Annotated in this window: 15 protein-coding genes and 1 pseudogene; all 16 read right to left on the reverse strand. The window is 41.4% G+C overall.

The features are described from left to right. Positions 1-40: 40 nt before the first annotated feature. On the reverse strand, positions 41-238 hold the full coding sequence (locus tag KJS28_RS09990) for a TnpW family protein (RefSeq protein ID WP_005335835.1): 198 nt from the start codon (positions 236-238) through the stop codon (positions 41-43). Positions 239-485: 247 nt separating this feature from the next. Continuing rightward, the gene (locus tag KJS28_RS09995) at positions 486-1,850 is read right to left on the reverse strand and encodes a virulence-associated E family protein (protein ID WP_456341203.1); all 1,365 of its coding nucleotides are present in this window, start codon (positions 1,848-1,850) and stop codon (positions 486-488) included. Continuing rightward, positions 1,774-2,412, reverse strand: a complete 639-nt coding sequence (locus tag KJS28_RS10000) for a CHC2 zinc finger domain-containing protein (RefSeq protein WP_008371567.1) — start codon at positions 2,410-2,412, stop codon at positions 1,774-1,776. Before KJS28_RS10000 ends, KJS28_RS09995 begins: the two co-directional genes overlap by 77 nt. Before the next feature lie 197 nt (positions 2,413-2,609). Beyond that, positions 2,610-3,080, reverse strand: coding sequence for a hypothetical protein (locus KJS28_RS10005; protein WP_003864560.1), 471 nt, complete (start codon positions 3,078-3,080; stop codon positions 2,610-2,612). A 273-nt stretch (positions 3,081-3,353) separates the two neighbouring features. Then, the gene (locus KJS28_RS10010) at positions 3,354-3,863 is read right to left on the reverse strand and encodes a DUF5104 domain-containing protein (RefSeq protein WP_213540768.1); all 510 of its coding nucleotides are present in this window, start codon (positions 3,861-3,863) and stop codon (positions 3,354-3,356) included. A 167-nt stretch (positions 3,864-4,030) separates the two neighbouring features. After that, on the reverse strand, positions 4,031-5,263 hold the full coding sequence (locus KJS28_RS10015; RefSeq protein WP_009255108.1) for a plasmid recombination protein: 1,233 nt from the start codon (positions 5,261-5,263) through the stop codon (positions 4,031-4,033). A gap of 385 nt (positions 5,264-5,648) precedes the next feature. Continuing rightward, positions 5,649-6,398 (reverse strand): hypothetical protein, encoded by a 750-nt coding sequence (locus KJS28_RS10020; RefSeq protein WP_213540769.1) that lies wholly within the window; start codon positions 6,396-6,398, stop codon positions 5,649-5,651. Positions 6,399-6,685: 287 nt separating this feature from the next. Continuing rightward, positions 6,686-7,335: pseudogene (locus KJS28_RS12835) on the reverse strand (DUF6560 family protein). Positions 7,336-7,501: 166 nt separating this feature from the next. After that, positions 7,502-7,810 (reverse strand): molecular chaperone, encoded by a 309-nt coding sequence (locus KJS28_RS10030; protein ID WP_117992063.1) that lies wholly within the window; start codon positions 7,808-7,810, stop codon positions 7,502-7,504. Continuing rightward, positions 7,788-8,036 (reverse strand): hypothetical protein, encoded by a 249-nt coding sequence (locus tag KJS28_RS10035; RefSeq protein WP_005930789.1) that lies wholly within the window; start codon positions 8,034-8,036, stop codon positions 7,788-7,790. The genes KJS28_RS10030 and KJS28_RS10035 overlap by 23 nt, the downstream gene beginning before the upstream one ends. A 109-nt stretch (positions 8,037-8,145) precedes the next feature. Beyond that, a complete protein-coding gene (locus KJS28_RS10040) occupies positions 8,146-8,529 on the reverse strand; it encodes a TnpV protein (protein ID WP_008371551.1) in 384 nt (127 codons plus the stop codon). Beyond that, the gene (locus tag KJS28_RS10045) at positions 8,526-10,448 is read right to left on the reverse strand and encodes a recombinase family protein (RefSeq protein ID WP_173738886.1); all 1,923 of its coding nucleotides are present in this window, start codon (positions 10,446-10,448) and stop codon (positions 8,526-8,528) included. The genes KJS28_RS10040 and KJS28_RS10045 overlap by 4 nt, the downstream gene beginning before the upstream one ends. Continuing rightward, positions 10,445-11,896, reverse strand: coding sequence for a DNA topoisomerase (locus tag KJS28_RS10050; RefSeq protein ID WP_107000944.1), 1,452 nt, complete (start codon positions 11,894-11,896; stop codon positions 10,445-10,447). Before KJS28_RS10050 ends, KJS28_RS10045 begins: the two co-directional genes overlap by 4 nt. A gap of 177 nt (positions 11,897-12,073) precedes the next feature. Further along, complete coding sequence (locus tag KJS28_RS10055; protein WP_002304383.1) at positions 12,074-13,306, reverse strand: ATP-binding protein; 1,233 nt, start codon at positions 13,304-13,306, stop codon at positions 12,074-12,076. A 151-nt stretch (positions 13,307-13,457) separates the two neighbouring features. After that, positions 13,458-14,141, reverse strand: coding sequence for a DUF4366 domain-containing protein (locus tag KJS28_RS10060; protein ID WP_002578950.1), 684 nt, complete (start codon positions 14,139-14,141; stop codon positions 13,458-13,460). After that, positions 14,131-14,388 carry a DUF4315 family protein gene (locus KJS28_RS10065; protein WP_002304378.1) on the reverse strand — a complete coding sequence of 86 codons (258 nt, stop codon included), beginning with the start codon at positions 14,386-14,388 and terminating at the stop codon, positions 14,131-14,133. Before KJS28_RS10065 ends, KJS28_RS10060 begins: the two co-directional genes overlap by 11 nt. Position 14,389: the final 1 nt, after the last annotated feature.

Consider the following 14,389-nt stretch of genomic DNA (forward strand, 5'->3'; position numbering starts at 1 on the left):
AGCTTTTGTCAAGGGGGTGCGTGGATATTTTTCATATTACTTACGCAGATTCTCTCTCTGCTTCTGCCTGAATAATACGTTTCAACCTGTCCTCCGCAGTCAAACCGCTACTATGGTCAAAAAACACTTTGACTTTATAATTTGTTTTGCCTTGCTTAATCACAAAAACTCCATCCGGTTTGTTTTTCTCCGAATGGTTATTTGGGGTGGGTAGTGTACTGTTCACAATATTTGTCATACGATATTCCTCCTTGAATGAAAAAGCCCGACAAGGAAAGGTCTGACAACGAAGTTCCGACAACGGACATCAGAAAACCTTTTTTCTTTATCGGGCGATACTATCTTTTTACTATTTCCTTTTTCTTTATAATATTGGTTGTCATGGTTGTCAGAGAGGGAAAAGTGCCGCAATATCAAGGCTTTCGGGATTTTTGCCCGACAACCAGACCGACAACCGGCTCGACAACCGAAGCGACAACGGGCTTTTATTTTTGCTTCAACCATTCTTCTGGAAGTCCTAACTGTTCCATTTCCTCTGTCGGGATTTCTTGAAAACCATCCATGCTGTTGTCAGGCTCGTTGTCGTTCCTAATACGCTCCCAGCCTTTTTGTCGGCGGTAAGGCTCTGGAAAATACCTCGGATTGCTGAACGCCATCCAGCCTGTGACAGCGTTATTCATAATGTCATTGATCTCTCGCAGTTCCCATTGTTTCGGTTCGTCATAATCATGCCCCAGTGCTTCCTTATAAAGCTGTTTGGAACAGACCATGCTGCCGGAATAGCGTTCCAGATAGTCTAAAATCTGTCCTGCCTTTGTGTCCTCCGGCATAAAATCCTTTTGGTGGGCTTTCAGATAATCGTTCATAGCCGGACTGAATCTCAGACGGAAATTGCCGCTTCTGTAAATCTCCATAGCTTCTGCCCACATCTGATTGATATACTCTCCGGAAGCCTGTTCATCCGCCAAAATATGAACCTCAGCCCTTTCAGGATAGACCATAACCGGAACGAAGCGGCGGTTGCCTGTTCGGTCAAGGGGAAGAAAGTCAAGGGTATTAGAAGAACCTCCAAACACACATTGTCGTTTTCTGTCTGCCGGATGTGTTTCATACGGTATCTTATAGGTTTCCTTTTGGCGGCTCAGAAAGGACTTGATTTCTTCAACGCTCTTAGCGTTAGCGGTTGCAATCATTTCCGACATTTCAATAATCCAATGCCCCTGCATTTTGCGGTACACATTTTCATCATCCAGCTTTTTCAAGTCATCAGAGAACCAATCATCATTGACCGCAAGCAAACGGAAGAAAGAGGACTTTCCGGCTCCCTGACCGCCTACAAGACAGAGCATTACCTCAAATTTACACCCCGGCTTAAAGGCTCGTGAGATAGCACCCAGCAGAAACAACTTCAATGCTTCATAGGTGTAATCATCTGTATCAGAACCGAGAAAGCGGTGCAGACAGAAGCGTATGCGTTCTGTTCCGTCCCATTGCAAGGCATTGAGAAAATCACAGACAGGGTGGTAACGATTTTCATTGGCAATAACCGCAACTGCGTCTATGATTTTCTTCTCTACGGTCAATCCATAGTTTTCTTCAAAATATAGGAGCAGATATTTCACATCCACATCCGTCAATGTCGGGCTGTCACGATACCAACCGAGGGGCTTCACAATGTCGATTCTTTCGGTCAGAAGATTTTTTCGGATAGCCCCTTTCAAAAGTGGGTCATATTGCAGAACACGCTTATAATTTGCGGCAGTATTATAAACCTTACCTTTCTCGCTCTGCTCTAAGCTGTTTCGGATTTCTTCTACTGTGCATGGTTCTGTCTGCTGACAGTTCTGCAATTCGCTGTTCAAGTTTTAACACCTCCTTTCTCTGTTCTGCCACAAGTGCTTTTCGTTCCTCCAATGAACCATACAGAAGAATATCAAGTAGATATTCGATATAGTTCTTCTTATACAGTGCTTCTGCAAACAGGGGATTCCATTCCTCATCCGGCTGTTTAGGAGCGTATTTCTTTTCCCATTCTCTAAGAAGATGAAAATAATCCGTCAGCACCTTGTAGCAATGATTTTCTTCTTTTTGATACTTCTGTTCCGGTGTCGGCTCACGAATACGAGGGCGAATACTGGGCTTTTGTCGGCTGTCATAGTTAAGACCAAAATCTTCAGCAAGTTTGACAGCAGCTTCCCTCAGCCCGATACCGAATAGCTTCGCTGTCAGATCAACAGCGTCTCCGGTTGCCCCGCAGCCAAAACAGTAATAGCGTTCATCCAGCTTCATACTGGGGGACTTATCCGAGTGAAACGGACAGCACGCCATACCAGTGCGACCCACTTTCAAGCCATAGGCTTCTGCGGCTTGTCGGGCAGTAACATTTTCTTTTACAACTTCAAATACATTCATGTGACTCCTTTCCAGAAACGAAAAAAGCACCTGTCATTTTCAAAACGAAAATAGCAAGTGCCTTAAAGTTCCATATTTAATTTTAGGTGCAAAAAAGCAGGAGACCTTTTCAGATTTCCTGCTTAGTAAAGCTTTGAAGATTTAATTGTGGTTGGGTTGCCAGTTATACAAACTGGAAATTTTCTTTTTAGAATGAATTATTTAATTTCTACAATAGCACCATATTTCGTATGCGGAAGATATTGTACCTTTAAATAAGTATTTTTATCAATATACCTTGAAAATACTGTGATTTCGATTTCATCATCTTTAACTTTATCATATAGAAAAATACTTCTTCTTTCAGAAGATATATCTGCACCACCATGAGATTGTTCAGTTACATATCCTTCTGCATAACTATACTGTTTGTTTATGATGTAAGGCATATCTAAAACAAAATCTTTCAAATATAAGATTAAAAGAATAGCTACTATAACAAGAATGGTATTAGCCAATCGAAGAAATATTATATCATTTTTTCCAGTATATTCTTTTTTTATCGCTTCTTTATCAAAAAATATCGAATAGATAAGTTTTCTTTTTTTAATTAGATAGATAATGCAAGCAATTAACGCTATAACAAATAATGAAACTCTTATAAACAATCTAAATATAGCAAAATCCATAATATCATCCCCTTAAACTTCAAGTTTGTTGCTTACATTATACTTCATCAACCTAAAGAATGGAAGATTTTTTCTTGCCTCCCAAAGCAAAAGCACCTGTCATTTTCAAAACGAAGACAGCAAGTGTCTTAGAGTTCCACATTCTATTTTGAGTGCAAAAAAGCAGGAGAACTTTTCAGATTTCCTGCTTAGTAAAGCTGTGAAGATTTAATTGTAGTCAGTTTTTCTTATACCATCCGAAATTTATACTTTAATGTTCTCTCATAACAAAAATCAATTTTGTCCTCCAACAAAAATACCGTTTGGGGGATTATCCCATATAAAATTATCCTCAGCCACTTCGCTCTCCAATGCAATTTCAATTTTATATATCCCCACATTTTGAGCATTTTCATCATCCTCACTATACATATAAAAATTCATACAATACCGTTCCTTCTCTGTCAATATGAGATACATACCATCCAATTCCGTTTTCCTTTTACCATAGTTGCTTTCACTTGATGATGCACAATCGCCCTCAAAACTTTGGATACTGCCCTCAATATAATCGAAAAAATCAGAGATTTCAGTGTCTAAATTCTCAATGCTCTTTTTGCTTTCTTCGGAAAATAGAGATTTGAGTTTCTCTGAATCCTGTTGCTTACATGCCTCGATAATTTGTTGACACATCTTATCCGTTTCATTTTGTTCAGAGCTAAACCAGTCATTGAAATATTTGTTAGAGCAGCCTGTTAAACCGAGTATAATAATCACACTGGAAAGCAACAATACTTTTTTCATATAATTACATCCTTTACTGAATAATTGCAAAATCACTTATTGGATTAAGGTCATTACAAAAAATTTCTTACTATCATTATACTTCATCAACCTAAAGAATGGAAGATATTTTCTTACTCCCTAAAGCAAAAGCACCTGTCATTTTCAAAGTGAAAACAGCAAGTGCTTTAGAGTTCCATATCCTGTTTTTTGCTTTTTGCCTGATCCGTCCGGCTGACTTCACGCTCTGCAATTTCTTTCTTTTTGCGGCTCAACTGCTCTATAATAGAATTTTTGGCTTTCTTCTTGATTTGCTCCGTTCCGGCTTTTTTGACCTCCGGTTTCATCAGCGTGGTTTGGATTTTCTGAATGGTTGATTTCATAGCGTTTGTGATTCTGGCAATCACGCCATCCAATCGTTTCACTGCATACTCAACTTCTTTCTTTGAAGCCTTACGCTCAGGGGAGAGAACCCACGCTTTAGACTGCTCCACCAGCTTAATATCCTCCTTGTGCGTTTCCAGTTTTACAGTATCAGCAACGACCTCAACCGCCTTGTCATAGGCAATATCGGCAACCTCGTCCACCAGAGCTTCCACATCTTCAATCTTCATCGTGAGTTCTTCCAACTTTTGCTCCTGTGCTGCCAGTTGCTCCTTTTGCTTGAAAAGAATATAGTCCTGTTTTTCCAGATAAGCACGACCACCATATTCCGGTTCTTCTTCCAGTTGTAAGCCATGCTTTTTCGCCACATCAAACAACAGCACTCGGCAGGCTGAATCGAAAGTCATCTTGCGGTTATTTTTTCTTCCGACAGGCTTCTCCGGTTCTGGCAGTTCAAACCCCAGTGCTTCCAAAGCCTTTTCCTGTTGTGGGGCAATCTCCCCATATTGATTTTCACAGTCGAACACATGACGCTCGTGAATATGAGGGGTGCTTTCATCCAAGTGCAGTGCCCAATTCAGGATATGGACATGAGAGCCGAAACGCTCATTTACGATTTCCATAAATTCTGTGACGATCTCAATGAGCAGTTCTGGTGGAACATGATTATCAAGCGTTCCAATCTGATAGACCGTTTCCTCTGGGCAGGTCTTTTTGCTTTTGAGCAAATCTCCGGTTTCCTTATTTCTTTCAGGGTGTCGGTTCTTCACATTTCTTTCGTTCTGTCCGGTCACAAAATCACGATACCGCTGACGATAAAAAAGCTGTTCCACATCTTCAAAAGTGGCAGACAGCTCATTTTCCTTTTCGGGATTTTTGAAATTGCGGAAGCCATTGTAACAGTCCCAATAGAGATTTTGTTTGGCTCGTTCTTCGTCAATGTGTTCGCTGTTGGCAATGTCAAAACTGCGGTCATTGTGCTTCGGATTATAAACGCCATTCTTTCCGGCTCGTCCATTGTGCCTTGTTAATTTCACATGAGTTCCTCCTTCTTTTTGATTTCCCCGACAGGGGAGAAGGGCAGCGAAGCTGATTCCTTGCGGCTTTCTGCGTCAAGTAATACCCAGTACTAAGTGGCGAAACGCCACTTAACTGGGCAAGGCTGCCGCCCTTGACCTGCACAGGGGTATTGCATTCCCTGTACCCATGCACAAAGGGTTGCACCCTCTGTACTCCCGCCCGAACAAACTGACTTCGCCCCGTCTCAAGCTCTGTCAGTTCCTTCGGTTTTACAAAACAGTCCACCGGACTATTTTGCAAAAAGAAAAACCGACGCATGATTGCTTTACGCTCAATACATCGGTTTCTTCATCTGACCTTGACGGTCATATTCAGTTGTGGCAGATTAGACAATTTGAAAAATTACTCTGGCATATCTACTGAATAACTTAGATTGTTTCCTCTCTTGTCGCTCTTTAAATCATCATAATACCATAGATACATCGTTCTGTCATATACATTGATTTCAATAACACCATCTGGCTTTTGACCTTCTACTTCTAATGAGTAAATTTCCTTATCATGTGCATAGCCAAAAACAAATCTGGTATCTGGATAATTTGGATTCAAGTCCTGTTGAAAATCACTTAATTTTAAAGATGAATGAATTAGTTCTGTAATATCAGATATAAGAATGCTATCCGCTTTAGTTGTAACCGGTGTAGCATTCATAAACGCATATTGTACAGTTGTTTCCTCCACCTGTTTTTTGCAGCGTGCCATCACAAAACCTTGAACGGGATCATTATCGCTTCCTGCCCGATAGAAAATCGTATCATACTGTTTGCCATTCCATATATGCAATATTTCATCAACATGATTAAGAAAATCTTCTGGAACAGAAAATTCTTCATTTTCAGTATTCAAAGGAGAATTCAAAATAGCTTCTTCGACAGAACTATAATATATGAGTTCAGAATCCTTTTTATCGTAATCGCTCAAATTGAATTCGACATATGCATTGTCTTTATTGTCATCTTCCGGAACATAAGTATAGCGACCATTTTCAATATGGTCATCATAATCAACAAACAGTCCAATACATATCAGTGCTGCAAAAATCAAAAAGACTATTCCTATAATGATTAGCAATATTTTCAAAAATTTTTTCATACAAAAGTCCACCTTCTTGCTTCATTTCAGTAAATTATATCATACCGATATGAACAATTCAATTTACACTCTATCAAGTAGTTTTTTTACTTACCTGTAACGCACATTTCTGCAAAATCCATAGTCCCCGATACTTTCCTCACAGGCGATATACAGTCGGAATTCTGTCAGCTCATGAAATAAGAAAAACCGACGCATGATCGCTTTACGCTCAATACATCGGTTTCTTCATCCGACTTTGACGGTCATATTCAGTTGTCTAACATCGTACTGTTATAAAATCTATGTCATTTACGATTCTTCTTATGCTGATTTGTCCAGTAAGATTTTACAGGGATTCTTCTTCTCTCTATATCTTCCATAAATTCTTCTTTATCGATATTACTATCAATGGTAAATAGCTTTTCCCCATTTACATATACACGCACAGAACCTTTTTTTCTCTCGCAGTAGGTAATATCCCCAAAACGAAAAGTTCTCTTTTTTCCAAAAGTTGACCGCCATGTGATTTCATCTCCGTTCACTTCCAGTTTCCACATTACCATATTGACTATTCCGCTTATGCCTACTAAAAAAATATTCCAAATATACAAATGACAAACATATCTTCTTTTTCCCTAAGACTCATAGCCGTACAACAAGCAAAAAAAATTGTACCTACGATAAATGCCACGACAAGGAATTTCTCTGTTTTTATTGTATAATGCGTTCTAATTATTCCCTTTTTCTGTTCTTCCTCTCGTTCTTTAGCTCTCTTTTGTTGAAGATTTACAAGATATTTCAAAAGAAGAAGTACAACTAAATAGGGGCCTATTTGTGTAATTATATTCAAACACATTCGTAAAAAATCATTCATTTTTTGCCCTCCATAGTTCCAGCTATATAAAAATGATTGTTTGAAATCGAGTATTAAAAACCTCAATTTTTCATATCTCATTATACTTCATCAACTTAAAGAATGGAAGAAAAAATTTTGTGTACAGAGTTCCTGTTCAAACCTTGTAACGCACATTTCCGTAAAATTTATAGTCTCCGATACTTTCCTCACAGGCGATAGGCAACGGTCAAAACATCAGGTTTGCACCTGACATTTTAACCGCATATCAGCCCTGATTATCACAGTATCCCTGCTGGCTGTTCAGCCCATGCTTTTTCGCATATTCACTGGCTTTCTGTCTGCGTTCCTCACTGTAAGGCGGCAGGAAACGGATAGACAGACGGGACTTTGCCAGCTCATAAGAAACACCGCCTTGAACATTGGATTTTTCCAGTCGGCAAAGGTCAGGGTACTTCTTAGCAAAAGCAGCCAACCTCTTTTTCAATCCGGCGTTGTGGGTGTAGATATTTGCCTTGTCCTCGCCCTCATTAAAGAGAACGATTGTTTCTTTCTCAATCTTCGTCAGTCTCGTCATAGCAGCCCTCCCTATGGTTTTTCAACACACGCAGCTTGCAGTAAAAGCAGCGATACCACCTTTCAACACCCTCAGCACTCAGCTTGACGGAAAGCATATAAAACAGCTTCTTCGCCACTGGATCGGGTGCAAGGGCAGCTACCATACGCAAACGCTCGACAGTTGCTTTCAGGTTCGGACAGCCAAAGGCATAAAGGGCTTCCATTTCATTCCGGTTCATCTTCATTGTGTTTTCCTCCTTAAAGTTTGATAAATGAAAAGCGACAGACACTTCATAAGGAAATACCTGTCGCTTCGTTTACGATACAAATTTGTTGGTTTTGGACTTGATAAAATCAGCAGTAAATCATTTCCTGTCTGATGATTTCTTCGGCTCGGTTACGGATAGAGTTCATGGACTGTACCCACAACATCTGATTGTCTGCTTTCATGGTTTCGGTCACGCCCTCGGCTTGTTTCATCTGCTCAATGATAAGGCTGCACCTTTCCGTTGCCTGTTCGTTCAGATCAGCAAGGTAAGTATGCAGTTCGCCGGATAAACAGAGGGCAGAGAACCTTGCAGGGCGGTACTGCTCCAAATATGTCCTGTGCAGTCTGCCCCACATACCGATAGGGCGGTGTTCCTCCGGTAGCTTCAAGTCCGGCACATAGTAATCACCCACAAGAACATAGTCCAGACCGTTGCTTTCGTCATGGATTCGTAGTTTCAATTCTGTCATGCTATTTTTTCTCCTTTCACTTTTTGCCGATTTGATTTGCTTGTGGCGTTCTGTTCAACACACACATTGCTATCAGAGCTTTTTTCTTCTGCTATACGCTCATGCTCCGCAAATTCTTTTGATTTCTCACGAATCTTTTTCATATACTTACGATTGGATTCTCGTTTTCTGCGAAGTCGTTCCGCCTCTTTTTCAGCAGCAATCCTTTCTTCCTCGGTTGGTTCATGCTGCTCCACAGGTACTTGAAATTGCCCGACATAGTTAAGATATATCTCCACCTCTGTGGTGCGGTCTGCACCTTTTCCTTGTGGCTCGTGAACCAGTATTTTGTCGATAAATTCATTTATCATGGCAGGAGTAAGTTCTGTAATGTTCTCATACTTTTTAACCAGCTTTAGAAAACGCTCCACATTATTTTGACCGCCTATAATCCGTTGCATATCAGCGGTGTCAGTCTCAATAATCTTGTTCAGCTCGTTCTGCTCATTTTCATAATCAGTAAGCATACTCTGAAAAAGTCTGTCCGGCAATCTTCCAATCACATTATCTTCATAGATTTTCCTGATAAGCATATCCAGTTCGTGAACTCGCTTCTGATTTCTTTCAATGCGGTTTTTTACAGTTTCAGAAACAGCAATATCTTTCATCGCCGATTCTTCTTGCAGAGAATAAACAAACTCCCGCTCATTCAAAGAAACATAATGGCAAGTCTCCTGTATGGTTTTCAGAATGATGCTTTTAAGTGCTTTTGTTGAAATATGGTGGCAAGTACAATGTCGGTCATACTTCTGATAAGCAAGATTATATGTGGAACATTCATAACAATCTGCCGGATTGGAATAACTTGTCCTTTTTTCGCCTTTGGCAGTATAGTATATTCTTTCTCGCCCTTTCCGCTGCCTGTGATTATACATCGGCGCACCACAATCAGCACAGTAAATCTTTCCGGTCAGAACATTAGGCTCGCCCATAGGATCTGCTTTTCTTACATTCTGTCTTAACTTTTGAGCAAGCAGCCATGTTTCTTCATCGACAATAGGCTCTTGTGTATCATCAAAAACCACCCAATCTTCCTTATCTGCCCTTTTCGTCTTTTTGTCCTTATAGGAATTTTTGAATGTCCTGAAATTGACAGTCTTTCCGATATACTCTGGTCGGGCAATCAGAGTAGTAACCTGATTTCCTCGCCACATATACGGATTTTCTTTGTCATAGTTGCTTGCATGATTTCCAAGTCCCTTTTTGCCAAGATAATAAGATGGTCTTTCAATTTTTTCTTCTGAAAGTTCTCTTGCTATCTGATAAGGTCCTTTTCCCTCAATAGTCATGCGATAAATTCTGCGGACTACTTCAGCAGCTTCTTCATCAATAATCCAATGGTCGGGGTTTTCGGGGTCTTTCAAATAGCCGTATGGTGGGATATTACTTGTATGAGCGTTGCCGGAAGAACCTCTGGATTTCAGTACAGCTTTAATTTTCTTACTTGTGTCCCTGACAAACCACTCATTCATGATATTCAGAAAAGGGGCAAACTCACTGGTTTCTTGACGGTCACTGTCAATACCATTATTGATTGCTATAAATCGAACTTCCTTTTCTCTAAACAGAATGTCAGTGAAAAAACCTACTTGCAGATGATCTCTGCCGATTCTGGACATATCTTTGCAGATACAGGCAGTGATTTCTCCGTTTTTAACACCTTCAACAAGTCTGTTCCATGAAGGTCTGTCAAAAGTCGCTCCACTCCAACCATCATCGGTAAAATGAACAAGATTCGTAAAACCATGTTTCATAGCATAATCTTCAAGCATTTGCTTTTGATGAACTATACTGTTACTCTCTCCAGCATTATCATCATCACGAGACAGTCTTTCATACAAAGCAGTAATGCCATTGCTTCTATCTTTTTTTCTTCTCATGCTGAACTCCTTTCTTCAATTCCTATCCACTCCTTACGCTCACAAAATATCACATCGGTAAAGTGTTTAGGGGGAGATGTTTTCCCTTCCTTGATTTCCGTGCCGCTGACGGTCATTTCGTCACCAACGGAAACAGAAGGGAGTGTCTGCACGTTTTCGTCGGATTTTGTCGAATCATTTTTCTGAACCAGAGCTTTCCATCCATCCTGCACAACAGTTTTGCCTTTGGTGGAAAACACGGTACCGCCACAGTCCAGCTCAATAACTGTCTCTGCGTATCGGTGCGGATCGCCAACAGCTACGCACAACCGATTCGAGATCAGTTGCAAAATTGCAAGTTCACCCTTGGGAAGTTCGCTCAGATTGCATTTCTGCAATTCTCTGGTCGGAATGATGGCATGGTGATCTGTGACCTTTTTGTTATTCACAACCTGCTCTGCATGAACTGGTATGTTATCCACATCCTCCACGGGGAATGTGTGGAAAGCCAGCTTTACGAGGTCGGTCAGGCTATGTGCCATATCTTCCGTCAGAAACCTGCTGTCGGTACGGGGATAAGTGACCAGTTTCTTTTCATAGAGGTTCTGCGTGTAGTCCAAGGTCTGCTGTGCCGTGTAGCCAAGCACACGGTTGGCTTCTCTCTGTAAACTGGTCAGGTCATAGAGCGCAGGCGGCTTTTCTGTTTTCTCCTTACATTCAGCTTTCTGAACGATTGCCACCGAACAGCTTTGTTTGACAGCTTCGGCTGCTGCCTTGGTTTTGAAGCGTTCGCTTGCAGCCGTAAAACCATCCAATCCAATCTGAACTGTGTAGAACAGTTCAGGCTTGAATGCGGAAATGGCAGCTTCTCGCATAACAGCCATAGCAAGGGTAGGGGTCATAACACGACCAACATTCAGGGTCTGCCCGTAAAGGGTCGAAAAAAGTCGAGTAGCGTTAATACCAACAATCCAGTCGGCTCGTTCTCGACACAGTGCTGCTTCATACAAAGCATCATATTCCGTTCCAGACCTGAGATTTTCAAAGCCCTCCTTGATTGCTACATCTTCCATCGAGGAAATCCAAAGCCGCTCAAACGGCTTTCTGCACCCGGCTTTGTGGTACACCAACCGAAAGATCAGCTCGCCCTCACGACCGGCATCTGTTGCACACACAAGACTCGCAACATCTTCTCTGGCCATGAGCTTTTTCAGAATCCCAAACTGTTTTTTCGTACCGGCAGAAACCTCATACTGCCAGTCCATCGGGAAGATAGGAAGGTCTGCATAAGCCCATTTGCTGTACTTCGCATCATAGACTTCCGGCTGTGCCAGCTCCACCAAATGCCCTACACACCAGCTGACCACATATCCGTTTCCCTCTAAGTAGCCATCCTCACGCTTGGCAGCACCTAACACTTTGGCAATACTCTGTGCAACCGAAGGCTTTTCAGCCAAAACTAATTTCATTTGCATCTGCTCCTTTCACAAAAAAATAAGCAGCCACACACCGTAGTGCATGACTGCTATGTAAAAAGTTCGGAAAGGATTTTTGCAACCTGATACAATTTTCTGTTCTACAATCTCCGTCATAATAAAAATATCTCCATCATTTCAAAAGAGAATGACGGAGATATTTCACCTTGCTTATTCTTGTAGCAACCAATCGGCTATATCGTGAATTTCGATTCCTTCATAGCTATATTGGGGATGTTTGGTTCTGGCAATAATCATTTTCGGATAAGCGTCTCGAATCTGAAGCAGAGGAGAGCATTCTCTCTCAAATGTTTCCTGCCCGGAAATGTTGTCGCTGACCTGAATATAAATCTTTTCGCTACCTCTCTGAGCAACAAAGTCGATTTCCTTTTGATAGAGCTTGCCGACATAGACATCATATCCACGGCGAAGAAGCTCGATACAAACAACGTTTTCATATACTCTGCCATAGTCTATATTTCTGCTTCCCAGTATTGCATATCGAATACCGCTGTCACACAAATAGAACTTTTCAGAGCTTTCAAGGTATTTCTTACCTCGGATGTCATATCTCTTAATATCATAAAATACAAAAGCATTGCACAAATACTTAATGTACTTGCCGACGGTTACATGATTGGTTGGAGTCTCATTTGCTGTCAGTAGCTGACTGACCTTATTCGGAGAAGTCAGGTTGCTGATATTATCCATAAGGAACTCGCTCAGACGTTGTAAAACCAAAGTGTCCGGGAGAGTATATTTCTGTACCAAATCCCTTGTAACAATCGTTTCGTAGACCTCTTTGATATAGTTTGTTCTGTCTTTTTCGGTTCTATAAGCATAGGAACCTGCTAAACCGCCCTTGATAGCGTACTCATCAAAGAGCTTATCTTTGTCACTAATATCATCATAATACTGGCAATATTCCTGGAAGCTGAAAGGAAACACATGAATTTCAATATAGCGTCCGGTAAACAGAGTTGCCAGATCTGCACTCAACAGGAAAGCATTAGAGCCTGTTACATAGATGTCGTATTTTCCCTTAGAGTACAGGCTATTGATTGCCAACTCAAACTTGGGACACATCTGAACCTCGTCTACAAACAGGTAGTTCGTTTTTCCTTCCTGATAATGTTCTTCCACATAGGCGTGTAAGGCATGGTATTCCTTGATTTCTTCATACGCCAAATCCATGAAGTCGATGAAGATAATATTGATGTTTTCAAAATTGCTTTTCAGATACGCAATATACGCCTGCATCAATTTGGACTTACCAGATCGACGAATGCCCGTGATGATCTTGATGTCAGGAGTACCATTCAGTTCAATGATTCTATCGAGATATTTTGCTCTCGTGATTGTTTTCATATAGTCACCCGCTTTCAAAAATTGAAGTTTTTTCATTTCTCGAAACCGCTTCGCTGTACTTATTATACTGTCTGCTAATAGTATATGCAAGATGTCACTTTCAAAAACGCAAATTTTTTTATTTTTTGAAAGCGGAAACTATGTAAAGGCAACCCGAAGGCTGCCCCAGGCATCAAGCCTATCCTGTTTACACAGGTTCATTATCATCTTCATCGACGGAGCTATCTTCATCGTCGTCCTCAAACTCCGGATCGTACCCATAGTCCTCGTCATCGTCCACATAATCAGCATCTGGGTCAGGCTTTGCCGCTTCCTGTGCCTTCTTCTTTTCCTGGACTTTCTTAAATACGAAGAATCCACCACCACAGGCAAGCACAATCAGAGTAAGAATCGCCGGGAGCATATTTGTGGATTTCGGCTTTTCCTCCGGTGTCGGTTCTGTAATTTCAGGAACTGTTTCAACTACTTCCGGCTTTGTTTCCTCAACCGGCTTGGTGAACTCTGCAACTTCTTCCTCGTCCATCAGCTTGAGCAGGTCGGCTTCATCCACCTGATTCAGAAAATGCACGGTTTCCTCGCCCTTATCATCACGGTCAATGATGATATAGAAGTAGTTTCCGTTTTTGGTTACAGCGGTAATGAACTGCTTTCCGCTTTTCGTAGGCGAGCCAGCGTCATCAACCAAAGTCAGATTGCCGTCGGGAGTAAGCGGTAGCATCGGCTCCTCCGGCTCTGTTTCGGGAACTTTTTCTTCGACCGCAGGTTCTTCAGTCGCTACGCTTTCATCTACATAGGCAAATGCCGTTGTAGAAAACACGCCAAAACACATTGCACACGCCAGCAATGCGGCTCCAATTTTCTTAAATCTCATTCTGCGTTTCCTCCTCATTCATAGTATTGATCGTATCAGGCTTCGGAGCCATATCCGCAGCAAACATACGGAGCAGCTCGGAAAGCTGTTCGGGATTCAGGTTCGCAGCATGAACCATCTCATGGATTTCGGAATTTTCCTCCTCACGGTATCTGCGTTCCAGGTCTTTCACCTTAGCATCCCATTCTGCCCGTTTCTTACGGGCTTTTTCAAGGTCTGCACCTATTCTGTCTAACTTGGCACTCAAT

It is taken from the genome of Vescimonas coprocola, assembly GCF_018408575.1.
Classification (GTDB): Bacteria; Bacillota; Clostridia; order Oscillospirales; family Oscillospiraceae; genus Vescimonas; species Vescimonas coprocola.

What these genes read in the sequence shown, in the direction of transcription:
- KJS28_RS09990 (WP_005335835.1), bottom strand. Translation starts at nt 238, where the DNA reads ATGACAAATATTGTGAACAGTACACTACCCACCCCAAATAACCATTCG.
- KJS28_RS10000 (WP_008371567.1), bottom strand. Translation starts at nt 2,412, where the DNA reads ATGAATGTATTTGAAGTTGTAAAAGAAAATGTTACTGCCCGACAAGCC.
- KJS28_RS10005 (WP_003864560.1), bottom strand. Translation starts at nt 3,080, where the DNA reads ATGGATTTTGCTATATTTAGATTGTTTATAAGAGTTTCATTATTTGTT.
- KJS28_RS10010 (WP_213540768.1), bottom strand. Translation starts at nt 3,863, where the DNA reads ATGAAAAAAGTATTGTTGCTTTCCAGTGTGATTATTATACTCGGTTTA.
- KJS28_RS10020 (WP_213540769.1), bottom strand. Translation starts at nt 6,398, where the DNA reads ATGAAAAAATTTTTGAAAATATTGCTAATCATTATAGGAATAGTCTTT.
- KJS28_RS10030 (WP_117992063.1), bottom strand. Translation starts at nt 7,810, where the DNA reads ATGACGAGACTGACGAAGATTGAGAAAGAAACAATCGTTCTCTTTAAT.
- KJS28_RS10035 (WP_005930789.1), bottom strand. Translation starts at nt 8,036, where the DNA reads ATGAAGATGAACCGGAATGAAATGGAAGCCCTTTATGCCTTTGGCTGT.
- KJS28_RS10040 (WP_008371551.1), bottom strand. Translation starts at nt 8,529, where the DNA reads ATGACAGAATTGAAACTACGAATCCATGACGAAAGCAACGGTCTGGAC.
- KJS28_RS10045 (WP_173738886.1), bottom strand. Translation starts at nt 10,448, where the DNA reads ATGAGAAGAAAAAAAGATAGAAGCAATGGCATTACTGCTTTGTATGAA.
- KJS28_RS10050 (WP_107000944.1), bottom strand. Translation starts at nt 11,896, where the DNA reads ATGAAATTAGTTTTGGCTGAAAAGCCTTCGGTTGCACAGAGTATTGCC.
- KJS28_RS10055 (WP_002304383.1), bottom strand. Translation starts at nt 13,306, where the DNA reads ATGAAAAAACTTCAATTTTTGAAAGCGGGTGACTATATGAAAACAATC.
- KJS28_RS10060 (WP_002578950.1), bottom strand. Translation starts at nt 14,141, where the DNA reads ATGAGATTTAAGAAAATTGGAGCCGCATTGCTGGCGTGTGCAATGTGT.